Annotated in this window: 14 protein-coding genes and 1 riboswitch; of the genes, 7 read left to right on the forward strand and 7 right to left on the reverse strand. The window is 52.2% G+C overall.

Features of this window, described 5'->3' with window-relative positions:
• The first annotated feature begins 160 nt into the window (after positions 1–160).
• Positions 161–268: riboswitch (TPP riboswitch) on the forward strand.
• Positions 269–300: 32 nt separating this feature from the next.
• From thiC to yacG, 7 genes are all read left to right on the forward strand, one after another.
• The gene (gene thiC, locus G006_RS0117690) at positions 301–2,169 is read left to right on the forward strand and encodes a phosphomethylpyrimidine synthase ThiC (RefSeq protein ID WP_020484558.1); all 1,869 of its coding nucleotides are present in this window, start codon (positions 301–303) and stop codon (positions 2,167–2,169) included.
• 198 nt (positions 2,170–2,367) lie between these two features.
• A complete protein-coding gene (gene pilB, locus G006_RS0117695; protein ID WP_020484559.1) occupies positions 2,368–4,083 on the forward strand; it encodes a type IV-A pilus assembly ATPase PilB in 1,716 nt (571 codons plus the stop codon).
• Positions 4,084–4,085: 2 nt separating this feature from the next.
• Complete coding sequence (locus tag G006_RS0117700; protein WP_020484560.1) at positions 4,086–5,303, forward strand: type II secretion system F family protein; 1,218 nt, start codon at positions 4,086–4,088, stop codon at positions 5,301–5,303.
• Positions 5,304–5,376: 73 nt separating this feature from the next.
• Positions 5,377–6,243, forward strand: coding sequence for a prepilin peptidase (locus tag G006_RS0117705; protein ID WP_020484561.1), 867 nt, complete (start codon positions 5,377–5,379; stop codon positions 6,241–6,243).
• Positions 6,244–6,246: 3 nt separating this feature from the next.
• On the forward strand, positions 6,247–6,858 hold the full coding sequence (gene coaE / locus G006_RS0117710) for a dephospho-CoA kinase (protein ID WP_020484562.1): 612 nt from the start codon (positions 6,247–6,249) through the stop codon (positions 6,856–6,858).
• Positions 6,855–7,628 (forward strand): cell division protein ZapD, encoded by a 774-nt coding sequence (gene zapD, locus G006_RS0117715; RefSeq protein ID WP_026147138.1) that lies wholly within the window; start codon positions 6,855–6,857, stop codon positions 7,626–7,628. Before coaE ends, zapD begins: the two co-directional genes overlap by 4 nt.
• Positions 7,628–7,831: a DNA gyrase inhibitor YacG gene (gene yacG, locus G006_RS0117720; RefSeq protein ID WP_020484564.1), complete on the forward strand. Its 204-nt coding sequence runs from the start codon at positions 7,628–7,630 to the stop codon at positions 7,829–7,831. Before zapD ends, yacG begins: the two co-directional genes overlap by 1 nt.
• 13 nt (positions 7,832–7,844) lie before the next feature.
• On the opposite strand, the gene G006_RS0117725 is transcribed toward yacG, so the two are convergent.
• The 7 genes from G006_RS0117725 to G006_RS25860 form a co-directional block, all read right to left on the reverse strand.
• A complete protein-coding gene (locus G006_RS0117725) occupies positions 7,845–8,789 on the reverse strand; it encodes a Nudix family hydrolase (protein WP_020484565.1) in 945 nt (314 codons plus the stop codon).
• Positions 8,790–8,801: 12 nt separating this feature from the next.
• Positions 8,802–10,016 carry a bifunctional glutamate N-acetyltransferase/amino-acid acetyltransferase ArgJ gene (argJ, locus tag G006_RS0117730; RefSeq protein WP_026147139.1) on the reverse strand — a complete coding sequence of 405 codons (1,215 nt, stop codon included), beginning with the start codon at positions 10,014–10,016 and terminating at the stop codon, positions 8,802–8,804.
• Between the two features lie 723 nt (positions 10,017–10,739).
• Positions 10,740–11,519: a hypothetical protein gene (locus tag G006_RS0117740; protein ID WP_020484568.1), complete on the reverse strand. Its 780-nt coding sequence runs from the start codon at positions 11,517–11,519 to the stop codon at positions 10,740–10,742.
• Positions 11,520–11,879: 360 nt separating this feature from the next.
• The gene (locus G006_RS0117745) at positions 11,880–12,104 is read right to left on the reverse strand and encodes a sulfurtransferase TusA family protein (protein WP_020484569.1); all 225 of its coding nucleotides are present in this window, start codon (positions 12,102–12,104) and stop codon (positions 11,880–11,882) included.
• Complete coding sequence (locus tag G006_RS0117750; protein ID WP_020484570.1) at positions 12,101–13,144, reverse strand: tRNA (5-methylaminomethyl-2-thiouridylate)-methyltransferase; 1,044 nt, start codon at positions 13,142–13,144, stop codon at positions 12,101–12,103. The genes G006_RS0117745 and G006_RS0117750 overlap by 4 nt, the downstream gene beginning before the upstream one ends.
• A gap of 195 nt (positions 13,145–13,339) precedes the next feature.
• Entirely contained in the window at positions 13,340–15,094 is a 1,755-nt protein-coding gene (locus G006_RS0117760) for a methyl-accepting chemotaxis protein (RefSeq protein WP_020484572.1), read from the reverse strand.
• 116 nt (positions 15,095–15,210) lie between these two features.
• Complete coding sequence (locus tag G006_RS25860) at positions 15,211–17,757, reverse strand: putative bifunctional diguanylate cyclase/phosphodiesterase (protein WP_020484573.1); 2,547 nt, start codon at positions 17,755–17,757, stop codon at positions 15,211–15,213.
• Position 17,758 lies beyond the last annotated feature (1 nt).

The following is a 17,758-nucleotide window of genomic DNA, read 5'->3' on the forward strand; positions in this document are numbered from 1 at the left end:
CTGCATAGGTTCTGGCTTAGAGGCGAAGCCTTATGATAGCAAGAGTGTTGGGAGTGATTGATCGGCTTATAAAACCCATTGTTTTATAAGCTTTTTGCGCCTTGGGAGCTTGGCGTCGCGCTTGCAATTGGCTCGATTATCATTTAACTTAGCAAGTCACCTGAAAGGCTAGGGGTGCTTTCCGCTGTATGCAAGCCCGGAAAGCTGAGAAAAACCCTTCGAACCTGAACCGGTTAACACCGGCGTAGGAAAGCCCTATCTTCCCTGCGCTTGCGATTTATTGAGATTTTGGAGATAAGCATGAGCGCTGTCCGCAATGAGATTACTACCGATACCGGTAGTAGCGTAAGAATCGATTCCTACCCCGCTTCCGAGAAAATTTATATCCAGGGCAGTCGCGCGGATATTCAAGTGCCGATGCGTAAAATCAGCATGTCGGACACCCCGGCCCACTTTGGCGCGGAAAAAAATGCGCCGATTTTTGTGTACGATACTTCCGGTGTTTACACCGACCCGAATGTGGATGTTAACTTGCATAAGGGTTTGGGTTCGATACGTGGCAACTGGATAGCCGAGCGCGGCGATACGGAATTGCTGAACGGCCCTACGTCCAAATATGGTCACGAACGCCTGCACGATCCTAAAACCGCGCACCTGCGTTTCGAACTGACGCGCAATCCACGCCGTGCCAAATCAGGGCATAACGTTTCGCAAATGCATTATGCCCGTAAAGGCATTATTACTCCTGAGATGGAATACATCGCTATCCGCGAGAACCAAAATCTCGAAGCAATGCGTGACCGTTATCAAGGTCAGCATCCCGGTTTTTCTTACGGCGCCAATATTCAGTCGTTTATCACGCCGGAATTTGTTCGCTCCGAAGTTGCCCGTGGTCGCGCGATTATCCCTGCCAACATCAACCATCCCGAGTTGGAACCGATGATTATCGGCCGCAACTTCCTGGTGAAGATCAACGGTAATCTGGGTAACTCTGCCGTGACTTCTTCCATCGAAGAAGAAGTGGAGAAAATGCTGTGGGGTATTCGTTGGGGCGCCGATACCATTATGGATTTGTCCACCGGTAAGAACATCCACGAAACTCGCGAATGGATTTTACGTAATTCACCTGTGCCTATTGGCACTGTGCCGATTTACCAAGCGCTGGAAAAAGTCGACGGCAAAGCTGAAGAATTGACCTGGGAAATCTTCCGCGACACGCTAATTGAACAAGCCGAGCAAGGTGTGGATTACTTTACTATTCACGCTGGCGTGCGCTTGCACCATGTGCCATTAACCGCCAAACGTCTGACCGGCATAGTCTCGCGCGGTGGTTCGATCATGGCCAAATGGTGTCTGGCTCACCATACCGAAAGTTTCCTCTATACCAACTTCGAGGAAATCTGCGAAATCATGAAAGCCTACGATGTATCGTTCTCGCTTGGTGATGGTTTGCGTCCAGGCTCGATTTACGACGCCAACGATGCAGCGCAATTTGGCGAATTAGAGACTTTGGGTGAGTTGACCCAAGTCGCCTGGAAGCATGATGTGCAAACCATGATCGAAGGCCCAGGCCACGTGCCGCTGCAAATGATCAAGGTCAACATGGACAAGCAATTGGAAGATTGTTTCGAAGCGCCGTTCTACACCTTAGGCCCATTGACCACCGATATCGCTCCGGGTTACGACCATATTACTTCGGCGATTGGCGCTGCCAATATCGGCTGGTACGGCTGCGCAATGCTGTGCTACGTGACCCAAAAAGAACACTTGGGCCTGCCGAACAAGCAAGACGTGCGCGAAGGCATCGTGACTTACAAAATCGCCGCGCATGCTGCGGACTTGGCGAAAGGCCACCCCGGCGCGCAAATTCGCGATAACGCTATGTCCAAGGCCCGCTTTGAGTTTCGTTGGGAAGATCAATTCAACATCGCGCTGGACCCCGAGAAAGCCCGTTCCTTCCACGATGAGACCTTACCGAAAGACTCAGCCAAGGTCGCGCATTTCTGCTCGATGTGCGGCCCGCATTTCTGCTCGATGAAAATTACTCAGGATGTACGTAACTATGCCGAGCAAAAAGGCCTGGAAGAAGCGGAAGCCTTGAAAATCGGTATGGAAGAAAAATCCAAGCAGTTCCTGGAAGAAGGCGCTGCGATTTATCACGAAATCTGATTCACGCCTCATTCGTCAGTGGTGCGGTTCTGCATCGCTGACGGCTTCAAGTGTTCGCCTGCTTCAAACGATTGCCCGGCGGCATCACGATACAACCGTGTTAAAGTCTTAAGCATGGCTTGATGAGTTTGGATAAAATCCTTACTTCATCTATAGTTGCAGCACATAGTTGCAGTAAAACCAATCCAGACTTTTTTCATGGCGACAGTACCTTCTAACATCCATTTCAGCGGCTTGGTCAAATGCCTGATTCAGAAAGGTTTGTTGACCGAGGAATCGGCGGCGACCTGCCTACAGGAGGCGCAGAAGCGCAAACAAGCGTTTATAAGCTATTTGGTTGAGCATAAGTACGCGGACAGCAAAACCGTGGCCACGCTGGCTTCGGCGGAGTTTGGTGTTCCGTTTTTCGATCTGGACGCGATAGATCCGTCATTTCTGCCAATCAAGCTGGTCAGCGAGAAATTGATTCGCCAGCATCACGCCTTACCTTTATTCAAGCGCGGCAATCGCTTGTTTGTCGCAACCGCCGATCCGACCAATTTTCAGGCGCTGGACGAGATCAAATTCCATACCCGGCACAATACCGAAAATATTCTGGTTGAAGAAGACAAGCTGATCCGAATGATAGACACGGCACTGGAAGCTGCCGATACGTCGATGAAGGATCTGTTGGACGACGATCTGGACAATATCGATATTTCCGCAGGAGACGAAGCTAAGCCCGCCGACGAGGGGATGGGCTCGGATATTGACGACGCGCCTATCGTTCGCTTTGTGAATAAGATTTTGCTGGATTCAATCAAGCGCGGGGTGTCGGATATCCACATGGAGCCCTTCGAGAAAAAATTCCGCATCCGCTTTCGTGCCGACGGTATTTTATCGGAGGTAGCCAGTCCGCCGGTGGGGATTGCTAACCGGATTATTTCCAGGCTGAAAGTCATGTCCAGAATGGACATCGCCGAACGCCGGGTGCCGCAAGACGGCCGGATCAAGATGCAGATTTCCAAGAATCGGGCGATCGATTTTCGGGTTAACACTTGTCCGACGTTGTTCGGTGAAAAAGTGGTGCTGCGGATTCTCGATCCCACCAGTGCGCAGATCGGTATCGAGAAGCTCGGTTTCGAGCCGGAACAGCAGAAAAACTTTTTGGAGGCGATTCACAAGCCTTACGGCATGGTGTTGGTCACCGGGCCGACCGGTAGCGGTAAAACCGTATCGCTGTATACCGGGCTGAATATTTTGAACAGCATTGAAACCAATATTTCCACTGCCGAAGATCCGGTAGAGATCACCGTGGAAGGCATCAACCAGGTCAATGTCAATCCAAAAGCCGGCCTGACCTTTGCCGAGGCGCTGCGGGCGTTTTTGCGGCAAGACCCGGACATCATTATGGTCGGCGAGATTCGCGACTTGGAAACCGCCAGCATCGCGGTCAAGGCTGCGCAAACCGGTCATATGGTGTTATCTACGCTGCACACCAATGATGCGCCGCAAACTATCAACCGTCTGGTGCAGATGGGCATAGAGCCTTTCAATATCGTTTCGGCGGTGGTGTTGATTATGGCGCAGCGGCTGGCCCGGCGCTTGTGTGAGCATTGCAAGCAAGAAGTCGATTACCCTGAAAGTGCCTTGCTGTCGGCTGGGTTTAAGCAGGAAGAAATCGGTACGTTCAAAGTCTACGGCCCGGTGGGTTGTGAACATTGCAATAACGGTTACAAGGGCAGGGTGGGTATCTATCAGGTGATGCCTATCACTGAAAAAATGCGCGCGCTGATTTTGAACGGCGGCAACTCCATGCAAATGGCGGAATTGTCGAAAAGTGAAGGGATTAACGATTTAAGAATGTCCGGGCTGTTAAAAATCAAGCAAGGCATTACCTCGCTGCAAGAAATTGACCGGGTCACCAAGGAATAAACATGGCAAAGCAAGAAGAGCAAATCGAGTTTAATTGGGACGGTTTCGATAGGCAAAACAAGAAAACCAAAGGCACCATCAGCGCCAAGAGCGAGGTGATTGCCCGCGCCGAATTAAGGCGGATGGGTATCCGGGTAGTCGGTATCAAAGCCAAATCCAAGCCCTTGTTCGGTGCCAGAGTGCAGAAAATTACGCCCGGCGACATCGCGGTGTTCGCCAGACAGTTGGCGACGATGCTAGCCGCAGGTGTGCCCTTGGTGCAATCTTTCGACATCATCGGCAAGGGGCACGACAATGCCAGCATGTCGGAATTGCTGCTATCGATAAAAACGGATGTTGAAGGCGGCGATACTCTGGCGCAGGCCCTGAGCCGCAAGCCGCTCTATTTCGACGCCTTGTTCTGCAATCTGGTTGAGGCCGGCGAACATGCCGGGGTATTGGAAACCTTGTTGGACAAGATTGCCACTTACAAGGAAAAAACCGAATCGATCAAAAAGAAAGTCAAAAAAGCCTTGACCTACCCAATTGCGGTATTGGTCGTAGCGTTTATCGTGACCGCGATTTTGCTGATTTTTGTGGTGCCGGTATTCGAGGATTTGTTTAAAGGTTTCGGTGCCGATTTGCCGGCCTTTACTCAGTTCGTCATCGAGCTGTCGGCTTGGGTACAGGAATGGTGGTGGGCAGTGGTAGGCGTGATCGTTGCCGTTGCTTATACCTTTAGCTACTTTAAAAAGCGCTCCAAAGCGTTTAACCACTTTCTGGATAAGACCCTGCTGAAGATTCCGGTGGTGGGTATGATTCTGGAAAAATCGGCCATCGCCCGTTTCGCCAGAACGCTGTCCACCATGTCGGCGGCTGGCGTGCCCTTGGTAGAAGCCTTGGTTTCGGTAGCCGGTGCCTGCGGCAATATTTTGTTCTATGAAGCAGTGATGAAGGTGCGAGACGACGTATCCACTGGTCAACAATTGAAGTTTGCCTTGGAGACGACCGGTATGTTTCCGAATATGGTGGTGCAGATGGTGGCGATCGGCGAGGAATCCGGTTCCATTGATGCGATGCTGGATAAAGTCGCCGACTTTTACGAAGAAGAAGTCGATAACCTAGTCGATAACTTGAGCAGTTTGATGGAGCCCATCATCATGGTGATCTTGGGTATCCTGGTCGGCGGTTTGATCGTCGCGATGTATCTGCCTATCTTCAAGCTGGGCGCGGCTATTTAGTTTTGCTACTCCCCGGCGCTCGTTATCGTTGCGCCGAGCGCCGGGGCCGAATTACAGACATCCTCTCTTCCTCATGGTTTTTGCCACTCTACAACAATATCCGCTTTTTCTGATCGGCGTCGTTTGCGTACTGGGCCTGTTGGTCGGCAGCTTTCTAAACGTGGTGATCTACCGTTTGCCGGTGATGATGCAGGCAGGTTGGCGCCGAGAATGCCACGAATACTTGCAACTGCCGCATGCCGAAGCAACCGAAGTGTTCAACCTGATGTTGCCGGCCTCGCATTGCCCATCTTGCAAAACCGAAATCAAAGCCTATCAGAATATTCCGGTCATCAGTTATCTGTTGTTGGGTGGTAGATGTGGACATTGCCGGGTGAAAATCGCCATTCGTTATCCGCTTATCGAGGCGTTTACCGGTCTGTGCTCTGCGGTACTGGCTTGGCATTTCGGATACGGCTGGGCTTTAGCGTTTGCATTGCCGTTGACTTGGTGTTTGATTGCATTGAGTTTTATCGACATTGATCAGCAATTGTTACCGGATTCGATCACGCTGCCGATGCTGTGGCTGGGTCTGCTGTTAAGCCTGTTTGATATTTACACGAATAGCCACGACGCGATTATTGGTGCGGTGGCAGGCTATTTGAGTCTGTGGAGCGTTTATCAGCTGTTCAAATTGCTGACCGGCAAGGAAGGCATGGGCTATGGCGATTTCAAACTGCTGGCGCTGTTCGGTGCCTGGCTGGGCTGGCAATATCTGCCGCTGATTATTCTATTGTCATCGTTGGTGGGCGCCGTCATCGGCATCGCGATGATCGTGTTCGGCAAACGCGATGCCGGCAAACCAATTCCATTTGGGCCTTATCTGGCCATGGCCGGCTGGCTGGCGATGCTGTTCGGGCCGGAGATGAATGCCTTATATCTGCATATTGCCGGTCTGTAGGCGATGCTGAAGATAGGTCTGACGGGCGGCATAGGCAGCGGTAAATCCACGGTCTGTGGTTTGTTTGCTGAGTTTGGTGTCCCCATTGTCGATGCCGACCTGATTGCCAAGCAGTTGGTAGAGCCAGGGCAGCCGGCCTTATCGCTGATCGTTAGGTCTTTTGGATCGCAGATGATCAACCAGGACGGTAGCTTGAATCGAGCCAGGCTGCGCGACGCGGTATTTACCGATGCGGATAAAAAACGTGAATTGGATGGCATCATGCATCCCTTGGTTTACGCGCAAATCGCGGCGGATGTAAATGCTCTGACGGCTGACTATTGCGTTATTGCCGTGCCGCTGTTGCTGGAGTCGAAAAATCCTTATGCTGTGGATCGGGTTTTATTAATCGATTGCCCGGTGGATGTGCAAATAGCACGGGTTATCGCCCGCGACAAACTCACGCGCCAGCAAGTGCAAGCCATTATCGACAGCCAGATGTCGCGACCAGAACGTTTGAGCAAAGCGCACGATGTCATCGAGAATGTGGCCGGCCCGGAGCAGCTTGCAGAACAGGTTAAAAGACTGCACAATTCCTACATTTTATTAGCCACCGTCAGGACACAATCGGCTTGAATACACAAACTATCTACGAATTCCCTCTTAATGAACGAATTCGGGTGTTTATGCGCTTGGAGCAACTCTTTCAACAGCTCAGTCATTTCATGTTGGGCGCTTCGGTCTTCGATAAACGCGCCGCCATTTCGGTTTTACTCGACATCTTGATGATCTTCAGCCGTAGCGACTTGAAGTCCGAGCTGATCAAGGAGCTGGATAGGCACACCAAAGTACTGAATCAGCTGGCGCATAACCATGGCGTCGACGACGAAAAATTGCAGGAGATTCTCGCCGAGCTGAATCAGGCCAGTCGCAATTTGTATGGCGCCAACGGTAAAATCGGCATCAGTGTGATGGAAAGCGATTTGTTTCAAAGTATTTCGCAGCGTAATTCTATTCCCGGCGGCAGCTGTTCCTTCGATTTGCCGGCCTTTCATTACTGGCTGGAGCAACACGAAGCCGAACAGCAAAAAGACCTGGAACGCTGGACTCAGCCGTTCGTGGATATTCGGGTAGCCATCGATTTGATCCTGGGGTTTATTCGGCAAAGCAGTGTGCCGACGCAGGAACTTGCCAAGGCCGGATTTTTCCAATTGGCGCTGGACAATAAAAATCATCCGGTGCAATTGCTACGCGTGGGGTTGGCCGCGGATATGCCTTGTTTTGCGGAAATCAGCGGCGGCAAGCATCGGTTCAGCATTCGTTTTATGAACCCGTCTGTCGATGAAAACCGGCCCAGCCAGACGCTTGACGATATCGAATTTTCCTTGACCCGCTGCATGTTCTGATGACTGCGAATACCCCGACTATGGTGGCGTGCCCTACTTGTCGCAAGCCGGTAGCCTGGATAGCTGCCGAAACATTCAAACCGTTCTGCTCGGAACGTTGCAAACTGATCGATTTAGGCGATTGGGCTACCGAAGCCCACAAGATCCCTGGTCCGCCACTGCTTGACGAAGACGACGAAAATTCGGAATTCGATTCCTACTAACTGTTCTTTCAGACTAATCTGCCGTTAAAAATGCGCTGATGCCGGCTACGCCTTGTGCGCCGGCGGCAAGCGCTCGATCCAAGTCGTGCCTGCCTAAACCACCCAAAGCAAACACCGGTAAATTGATGTGCTCAAGCAATTGGGCCAAGGCCTGCCAGCCTAATGGTGGCGTGTCGGGATGAGATGCGGTTGCTTGGATAGGGGCTAAAACCGCAAAGTCCAAGCCTAGCGTTTCCGCGTGTCGGAGTTCATCAAGGTTATGACAAGACGCCGCTACCCAGCGATAGCGGTTTGGTCGCTCATGGCAGGCCAGCAAGGCGCGGCTACTCAGGTGCAGGCCTGGCGTGTTGGTGGTATCGATAGGCAAATCGGCGTTGACTAGCAAGTTAACCTGTTGTTGCCGGCAAAGTTGAGAAACCTGCTCGAAGACAGTTTGCAAATCGTCAATCGGTAAAGACTTGACGCGAAATTGCAGCAGTTTTATGTCGTTGGTCATAATCCGTTGGCAATTGTCTAGCGCTTCTGCGGCGCTGCGGCCTTCCAGGATCGCGTAGTAATGCGGAAGTTGCGCGGCGGCGATGATGGGTAAGTTGGCGGCGGGGAAGCGGAAATCCCTTAGTTGCTCGGCAGCAATCCAGCGCATTGGCTGGCCCTCACAGCCTTTGGCCTGGCCGGCAAAAGCGGTGACATTCCAGACATCCAATAACACATGCCTGTCGCCGTAGTCGTGGTTGATTTTGATCAGCGGCGCGGCAGTTTGTACCTGAATACCGACTTCTTCCGCCAGCTCGCGCGCTAGTGCCTGTTGCACCGGTTCACCAGCTTCCAGTTTGCCGCCCGGGAATTCCCACAAGCCGCCTTGATGCGCGTGTTTGGCGCGTTGGGTAATCAAAATTCGGCCGTTGCCGTCGCGGATCACACCCACCGCGACATGCAGACGCTGCTTATCGGTTGACATACTTTTTGCCGCTTAGGTACGGTATTCGGCGTTGATTTTCACGTAGTCGTAGGAAAAGTCGCAGGTCAATACTTCCTCGCTGGCTGCGCCGCGTCCCAATCGGACGGTCACGACGATTTCCTCCTGATTCATCACGCGCTGGCCGTCTTGTTCGGTGTATGAGCGAGCCCTGCCGCCGTTTTCGACGATGCACACCGTGCCCAGGTAAATTTCGATTTTCTCCAGATCCATGTTTTCAACCCCGGCCCGGCCGACAGCCGCTAAAATTCGGCCCCAATTGGGGTCGCTGGCAAAAAACGCGGTTTTCACCAAGGGCGAATGGGCAATGGTTTTGGCGACTTGTACAGCCTCTGCACTGTCGCGCGCCTGTTCGACGACGATCCTCATCAGCTTGGTAGCGCCTTCGCCGTCGCGAATAATCAGTTCCGCCAGGCGTTTGCAAACCGCCATAACCGCCTCGGCGAATGCTGCATACTCTGGGCTGTCGGCCAGAATTTCCGGGGCTGCACTACTGCCGCTGGCCAGCAACACGCAGGCGTCGTTAGTCGAGGTGTCGCCATCGACGGTAATGCGATTAAAGGATTTCTCCGCTGCCGCGGACAGGCATTCTTGCAACAGAGACTGCTCGATATTGGCATCGGTGGCCACAAAACCCAGCATAGTGGCCATATTGGGTTGAATCATGCCGGCGCCTTTGGAAATGCCGGTTATCGTCACCGGGTGGCCGGCTATATCGATAACGACCGACGCGCCCTTAGGGAAGGTATCGGTGGTCATGATCGCGCGCGCGGCTTGGTCCCAATGCGCCTCAGCCAAGTTTGCGACTGCGCTTGGCAATGCTGCCGTGAGTTTTTCCACCGGCAGGGGTTCGCCGATGACGCCGGTAGAGAACGGTAAAACCTGTTGTGCTAAGGCCTCCACTTCACCGGCCAGATTGGCGCAGCAAGCAAAGGCATCTTGCAGGCCTTGCTTACCGGTGCCGGCATTGGCGTTGCCGGAATTGACCAGCAACCAGCGCGGATTTTGCGATAAATGGGCTTTGGCGATATGTACCGGCGCCGCGCAAAAGGCATTTTGGGTAAATACCGCCGCACAAGTACCGCCGTCCGCCATTTCGATGACTAAAATATCGTCGCGGACGGTTTGCTTGATGCCGGCATTGCAGGTGCCGAGTTTGATGCCGTTTACGGCATGCATGGTGGGGAAGTTGATTTGTCCTACTGCCATTGTTGTAACCTGTTAATTTGTGTCGCTATCGCGACCAGTATTTTAAAGTCGGGTCTCGGCCCGACAGCCGAGATACTTTTCTTTGCTTGTCCAAAGAAAAGTATCCAAAAGAAAAGACACCCGGATGCCGCTTTGATCCTGCGCTCCTCGCTTTTGAACGGGGTTGCCGAAAGGGGCTTCCTGCCCCTTCGGCAACGCGATGCATCCATGCATCGCCCCTGCGGGCTGATCCGTCCAAAAGCTCCGGTGCTCGGCGCGGCATACGGGATGCCATTGTTGTAACCTGTTAATTTGTGTCGCTATCGCGACCAGTATTTTAATGTCGGGTCTCGGCCCGACAGCCGAGATACTTTCTTTTGCGTCGCCAAAAGAAAGTATCCAAAGAAAAGGCGACCCGGATGCCGCTTTGATCCTGCGCTTCTCGCTTTTACCGAAGGTTGACGAAAGGGGCTCCTGCCCCTTCGTCAACGAGCGGCATCCTTGCCGCTCCCCTATCGGGCCAATTTCGGTAAAAGCTGCGATGCTCGGCGCGGCATACGGGACAAAACCATCCCGGGGTTTGTCAAGTAATTCGTGCCCCAAAGCCTTTTATTTAACCCTCGTAGGGTGCATTAGCGATAGCGTAATGCACCGAATAATCGAAGGCCAACATGCGGCGCAATACGGCTTTGCCTATTGACGCCCTACGGATTGCAACTTACCGCGTTAAGGATTGCCCACGCGTCAAAGATTGCACCTTACCGCGTTGGTACTTTCCATCCTCGACAGAAGATCCTCCGGAGAAATTACATTCACAGGGTATTTGCTTTCTAATTGGGAAAGGTTGTCTGCGTGAAATATAGACGACCTTCCTGCGCCCGAGGCTCGATCATTGGTACAAAAAAAATCTATTCCGTAACCATAGTTAGCAGCTAATGCATCACCATCCACCCACTCTCCATAAGCCTTCGAATATTTTTTATCCGTTATGCTGACATTAACCTTAGTTTTCGGCACCACCCCTTGATCTGAGCCTCCGAGTTGATTCATTAGGTGACCTTTGCCCGATCCTATGCTTTCTATAAACCTCGCGCACTCAAATGAACGATCAAGCCTCTCTGAAAGCTCATACTTCTTGTCTTCTGCTATAAACTCATCAGAAATTTCTAGTTTTGGCGCGCCGATTCGTGGCATTCGGGTAAACTTAAAACCTAATTCCAATGCTTTAGGGATTGTTTTTTTTAAATATTCTGAAATAACAGGAGAGCCTGACCCTTCAAAGTAGGTTGCTTTTTCTCCATCGACGGAAAACGAAAATCCGCTTCGATAATTGCCAATATGATCTTTCCTATCCTTCTTCTGCACTGTCTCCATTGTTGCAAGACCCTCAAAAAAATATGCATCAATGTCTTTAGATCGGATCAACTCAAATAACTTAGAATAGACCGGGTCGGAAGATATTCGTTTTTCCTCATCTACAATTCTTTCCCATACATTAGAATCAAATGTAACGGATATACTCATGGTCTATGTCCTCGCGATATAAGTGCATAACAAGTGATTAAGTGGTTTCTGTATATCATTCCACGCTGAAAAATTAATCGTTTCGCCATCGCGACGGTTTTCCTCCCGTATGCCGCGCCGAGCACCGGAGCTCTCGGCGGGAATAGCCCGTAAGGGGTGCGGCATGGATGCCGCACATCGACAGAGGGGCAGGAAGCCCTTCTGTCGATCCCCGTCGAAAGCTACGGAGCGCAGGATCAAAGCGGCATCCGGGTGGCGTTTCTTTTGGTGACTTTTCTTTGGCCAAACAAAGAAAAGTCACTCGGCTGTCGGGCCGAGACCCGACGTTAAATCAATCCGTCGCGACAGCGACACAAATACTCAACCCACTTCCAAAACAATCACATACTCGCCATTGTCGGCGCGCGACTCCAAAACCTTATGCCCATTAATCCGACACCAGGCCGGAATATCCTGCATCACGCCCGGATCGGTGCACTCCACCGTCAACACGTCGCCGGCTTGCAAGTTCTTGACCTTGTCCTGAGTGCGGATCACCGGCAACGGGCACAACAAACGGCGGGCGTTTAAAACATGTGCACTCATACGAACCAAGCCTCCGGAATTTCGTCGGCGAGCAAAGGTTTCACAAACACATTACGTTCTGCTCCGTCCCGGTCGCGGATGGTCACTTCCACCTGCTCGGCTTCGCGGCCCTGGCCGTAGCGCGCGGTAATCTGCGCGGCTTGAATCAGGTCATCTTCGCTGGGCGTGCCGTCGATTAAGGCTAGCGGGCCGCGATGGCTGGCGCAGTTCATGCTGACAAACTCTTTTTTATAACCGCTCATGAAACGGGCCTCGCCGTCCTCGCGAGCAATGATGACTTTAAAATGCGGTTTGGGGCGAATATGCCTGCCCACTTTCAGCAGCATCACATCGTCCAGATCGTAATCGCGTTCGCCGCGCGCTTTCCATAGATCGACTAGTTTCAAGGAATAGGCTTCGTCGGTCAAAAAACAGCAGCCGCCGGCCGGTTGGGCATAGTCGGTAAAACCATACTCTTTAGCCAAGGTCATTTGCGGTTTGCGTGACCGACCGCTAAAGCCGAATAGTTTTTCCCGGCTGATCCAGCCTTCGCGCTCCGGCAAGGTGGCGGGCAAATTTTGCGCGGATAAAGGCCTGACCAATAAATCGTCGGCACCTGATTCGGCAGCGACGATGGGCATGGTTTGTTTGCGTTGCGACATGGGCCGTTGGCCGACCACTTCGCCGGTAATGATGAAATCGAAACCGTTTTCCTGCATCCACTGTTTGGCCTTATTCACCATGAAAATCTTGCAGTCCAGACAAGGGTTCAAGTTGGCGCCGTAGCCGTGCTTGGGGTTAAGCAGCACGTTTTTGTATTCTTCGATGACGTCGATGATGTGCAGTTTGATGCCCAATTGCTCGGCCACCCACAGCGAGTTGTTGCGCTTGACTTTGTCGGCGTCTTGCTTGCGTATTGCATGGGTGTGGCCTTCTACGCAAAAGCCGGTGAAAAAGTTGATACCTTCGACGTGGATACCTTGCTCCATGATGGCTTTGCTGGCCAGCATGGAATCCAGGCCGCCGGAAATCAGCGCCACCGCTTTTCTTTGTTGACTCATAACTCAGATGTCTAGCAGGAAAAACGGCGCATTATACTGTGGATTTCAGCAAGATGCGGCCGCCAGCAACGCTGGCAAGCAATTAATTTGGCAAATTCCAGCGGGAAAAACCACTAAAAATCAGCGGTTTGATTCTGGTTAATCTGTGATTCGCCGGCGGTTAACGGCCGGCGAATCACAGGCGCCGCGATGGCGTCAAATTCTAAAATGACCAACCGTCTGGCGTAATTGATTGGCCAGCTCAAGCAACTCGCGACAGGCCTCGGCGGTATGTTTGGCGCCGTTGGAGGTTTCTCCGGACACGTGGCTGATATTGCTGACATTACGGTTAATTTCTTCCGCTACCGCCGTCTGTTGCTCTGCTGCGGTGGCGATCTGATTATTCATGTCGTTGATGGTAAATATTCTTTCGCTGATGGTGTTGATCGAATCACCGGCCGAAGCGGCTTGCTCAACGCTGGACGCGGCGCGTTTTCTGCCGTTTTCCATCACCGAAACCGCTTGTTTCGCCCGGCCTTGCAGCCTTTCTATGGTTTGGCGGATTTCCAGCGTCGAGTTTTGTGTGCGGCTGGCCAAGGTACGGACTTCATCCGCCACCACCGCAAAGCCGCGGCCTTGTTCGCCGGCGCGCGCCGCTTCAATGGCCGCATTTAACGCCAACAAATTGGTTTGCTCTGCGATGCCCTGAATCACACTCAATACTTCGCCTATGCTGTTGCTGTCGTTTTCCAGATCGTGAATCACATTGGCGGCATTTTCCACTTCGGTAGCCAGTTTGTTAATGCCGCCAACCGCTTGCGTGACGATATTTTTTCCCGACGTCGCTTCCCGGTCCGCCGTTTCCGCGGCTTCGGACGCCTTGATCGCGTTCTTGGCAACTTCTTGTACTGTCGAGGTCATTTGTTTCATCGCATTGGCCACCAGCGTGGTTTCTTGCAATTGCCGCTCTACGCCTTGTTGGGTGGATTGGGTGATAGTCGCCAGCTTATTGGCGGCCTGCGCCAGCCTGTCGCTGGTCACGCTGATTTCTTCAACGGTTTTGGCGATCTTTTTCACGAAGGCATTAAAGCTTGAGGCCACCCAGGCAAACTCGGACTTACCCGAGGCGCTGAGCCTGGCACGTAAGTCGCCGTCGCCGCTGCAAATGGCTTGCAGATTCAGCGCCAATGCGGTTAATGGGCCAATGATAATTCTGCTCATCACCAGATAACCGGTGATACTGATAATTAAAAGTGTCAAACCCAAAAAGCCGATAGCGTAAAACACGGTTTGCTTCAACTCGCCAAATGCGGTGCTGAAGGGGGTGATGATTTCGAATGCGCCGTGCAGCTCGCCCGCCCGGCGGTTTTCCATGGCATAACCGAGTAAATCCTGGCCCTTGTCGTTGCCCCACAAGGCTTGCGAGGTATTCGGGTCGCCGTGGCAAAGCTCGCATTGCTTGACCATTTTCACCGGTCTGAAATAGCGAATTTCTTGTTTTTCTTCGTCAACAATACTGTATTCGGTTACCGAAGGCTCTTTTTGGAATTTGGCCAGAACCTGTTGTTCCAGTTGATCCGGCATGTTTCTGGGCGGGTTACGCGGATTAAGTGCTGGCGCCTTAAAACGAAAACCGCCTTCCTTGGCTTTGGCCTCGATTACGTCCCAGGCGTTGGCGGTGGGGACGGTAGCAATAATCAGGGAGCGGCGGCTGGCTTCATCCTTGCCGTGCACCAACTGCCGGAGGTATTCCGGCGAGTAAAGACCACTTTCCCACTTCTTGCTTACATTATCGCGAATCGATTCGGAAAGCAGCAGCAATTGCCGGGAAGATTCAATCTTACGGTCTATCAGTTTTTGTTTTTCGATGTTGGCAAACATCAACAACAAGCCCAAGCCCAGGACGAAGAGGATGCCCGTGGTTATCGCTACCACTTTGACTCCGACCGAATGCCAGTTCATCAAGAACATAAGATTTCCCCGTTAAATTTATTGTTATAAGACTCAGCAAATTGGCAGATGGACGATCACGCATTCCCTCCGCCAAGTAGTGTAGAAAATCAATGAAGGCTTGAAATTACGGCCATTTAGGTGCCGGTGTGGATGTTTTGTGGTCGAATCGCCCTGTTCAAGCTGCGAATAACGCGTTCGAACTCAGGTAAGGGCATGGGCTTACCGAATAGGTAGCCTTGAAAGGCATCGCAGCCTATACGCTCCAGGCAGATGCGTTGATCCTGGGTTTCCACCCCTTCCGCAATGACATTCAAGCCCAGGTTGTGGCCCATGCCGATAATGGTTTGGGCAATCACCGCATCGTTAGGGTCAACGATAAGGTCACGCACAAAGCTTTGATCGATTTTGAGTTGGCTGAGCGGCAGTTTCTTCAGATAACTCAATGAGGAATAACCGGTGCCGAAGTCGTCCATCGAAAAACGTACGCCCAATGATTTTAGCGTTTGCATTTTTTCGATAGCGTCCTCGACATCTTGCAATACCATGCTTTCAGTCAATTCCAGTTTGAGCTTTGCCGAGTTGGCGCCTGTGTTGTTAAGAATCCTGCAGATTGACTCGACGAAATCGGACTGACGGAACTGTCTGGCGCTCACATTCACCGCAAGTTGTAAATGCTGGGTGAGCGGATTTTGTTCCCAGGCCCGCAGTTGCTCGCAGGCGCATTGCAACACCCACTCGCCGATAGGTAAAATCAAGCCGGATTCTTCGGCAAGCGGGATAAACTCAGCCGGCGAAATCATGCCTTTTTGCGGATGTTGCCAACGTAATAACACCTCTGCGCCAAAAATATGGGCGTTTTTATCTACCTGTGGTTGGTAATGCAGGCTTAGCTGTTCTTGGGCCTGGGCATGGCGTAAATCGAACTCCAGCAATACGCGCGATTCCAGTAACGCCTGCATCTGCGGATCGAAGAAGCGCAACGTGTTGCGGCCGGCATCCTTGGCCTGATACAGGGCCGCGTCGGCGCGTCTAAGCGTGTCGTCGAACGAGTTGTTGTGTTCGTCGAATATGGCTATTCCGATACTGATAGAGGCGAGATGTTCTTTGCCGTTTAACAACATGCCGGTGTTAATGGCGCGCAATATCTTGTGCGCCACTTCTTCGGCATTCGTGGTTGCCTCCGTTTGTGTGCTGCCCAGATTTTCCAGCAACACGATAAATTCGTCGCCGCCCAACCGGGCAACGGTATCGCCTTGACGGACGCAGGCCTTTAGGCGCGAGGCAATTTCTATCAATAGCTGATCGCCGATTTGGTGGCCCTGAGTATCGTTAATCGTTTTGAAATTATCGACATCTATCATCAACACCGCGCCATGCTTACGCGCGCAACGGCTGTTGTGTAAAGCCTGCTGCAACCGGTCTTGCAACAGGCGGCGATTTGGCAGGTCGGTGAGCGGGTCGTAATACGCCAGGCGATGAATGGCCGCTTGCGCTTCCTTGTGCTGGCTGATGTCGGTAAAGGCCGCCACATAATTGCAGGTATGGCCGTCCGCGCCGGTCACAACACTGATCGTCAGCCATTTTGGGTAAATGTCGCCGTTTTTACGCCTGTCCCAGACTTCGCCTTGCCAGAATTTTTCGCGCTTCAGTGTGGCCCACATTTCCCGGTAAAACTCTTGACTGTGGCGGCCGGATTTTAAAATCGAGGGCTTGTTGCCGATTACTTCGTCCGGCTGGTAACCGGTCAGCCGGGTGAAGGCGTTATTGACGCGCAGGATGATATTATTTTCGTCGGTAATCATGATCCCTTCCTGGGATTCGATTGCCCTCTCGGCAATCCGCAATTGACTCTCCGCCCAGCGGATGTTGCTGATGTCCCGGCTAATCACCACCATGCCTTTGCGTTGGCCGTTTTCCTGATAAATCGGCGTTTTGCGTACCTCTATTTCGATCGAACGGCCCTCGTCGTTGACGATGTGATCTTCGAACATGATCAAGTGCCCGGCCTTCCATACCGCTTCTTCGTCCGAAAATAGTTTTATATGCTTATCCAGTGCGTCCGGTTGTTGATCCGCCAGCTCCAGATAGGTCTTGCCCTGCCAATCCATGCCGTCAAATCGGAACAACTGTTGCGCGTGCTCATTGGCGAATAACAAGCGGCCGTCGCCGTCTTTGAACAGAATGGCGTCGGGAATGGCTTCTATCAGGCTGATGAGTTGCTGGCTGAGGGCTTTTAGCTTGCTTTCGCTTTCCTGTAGATCCAGTTGCGCCTGCGTGCGCACGGCAATTTCGGCTGCCAGTTGCTGATTGCTCGGTAGTTTCAATGCATGCGGTACCAACTTGAGCAGCAATATGGCGGCGGCCAGGGAGATGGTTGCCGTCAAGGCTTTTATGCTGGTATCCAACCAATACAACGGTTGCCAGATCAGGAAGATGGACATCAAGTGCGATGCCCCGCAGGCCAGAATAAATGAGCTGAACATCAAATAGATGCCGCGAAACTTCAAGTCTCGGCGTTGCGATACGACGTAAGCCAGAATGACGGCAATCGCGAAATAGGCCAGGGTGATTAACGCATCGGAAATTACATACGACCAGAGCAGGCCGGGCGTCCACTTTAAGCAAAACCCGTGCGGCATCAGTCCACCCGCACTGAAAAAATCGAAGAATGGTGTTTTCACG

This window comes from Methylomonas sp. MK1 (assembly GCF_000365425.1).
GTDB lineage: Bacteria > Pseudomonadota > Gammaproteobacteria > Methylococcales > Methylomonadaceae > Methylomonas.

Coding starts and splice junctions, on each gene's coding strand:
- thiC (WP_020484558.1), top strand. CDS start 301: ATGAGCGCTGTCCGCAATGAGATTACTACCGATACCGGTAGTAGCGTA.
- pilB (WP_020484559.1), top strand. CDS start 2,368: ATGGCGACAGTACCTTCTAACATCCATTTCAGCGGCTTGGTCAAATGC.
- G006_RS0117700 (WP_020484560.1), top strand. CDS start 4,086: ATGGCAAAGCAAGAAGAGCAAATCGAGTTTAATTGGGACGGTTTCGAT.
- G006_RS0117705 (WP_020484561.1), top strand. CDS start 5,377: ATGGTTTTTGCCACTCTACAACAATATCCGCTTTTTCTGATCGGCGTC.
- coaE (WP_020484562.1), top strand. CDS start 6,247: ATGCTGAAGATAGGTCTGACGGGCGGCATAGGCAGCGGTAAATCCACG.
- yacG (WP_020484564.1), top strand. CDS start 7,628: ATGACTGCGAATACCCCGACTATGGTGGCGTGCCCTACTTGTCGCAAG.
- G006_RS0117725 (WP_020484565.1), bottom strand. CDS start 8,789: ATGTCAACCGATAAGCAGCGTCTGCATGTCGCGGTGGGTGTGATCCGC.
- argJ (WP_026147139.1), bottom strand. CDS start 10,016: ATGGCAGTAGGACAAATCAACTTCCCCACCATGCATGCCGTAAACGGC.
- G006_RS0117740 (WP_020484568.1), bottom strand. CDS start 11,519: ATGAGTATATCCGTTACATTTGATTCTAATGTATGGGAAAGAATTGTA.
- G006_RS0117745 (WP_020484569.1), bottom strand. CDS start 12,104: ATGAGTGCACATGTTTTAAACGCCCGCCGTTTGTTGTGCCCGTTGCCG.
- G006_RS0117750 (WP_020484570.1), bottom strand. CDS start 13,144: ATGAGTCAACAAAGAAAAGCGGTGGCGCTGATTTCCGGCGGCCTGGAT.
- G006_RS0117760 (WP_020484572.1), bottom strand. CDS start 15,094: ATGTTCTTGATGAACTGGCATTCGGTCGGAGTCAAAGTGGTAGCGATA.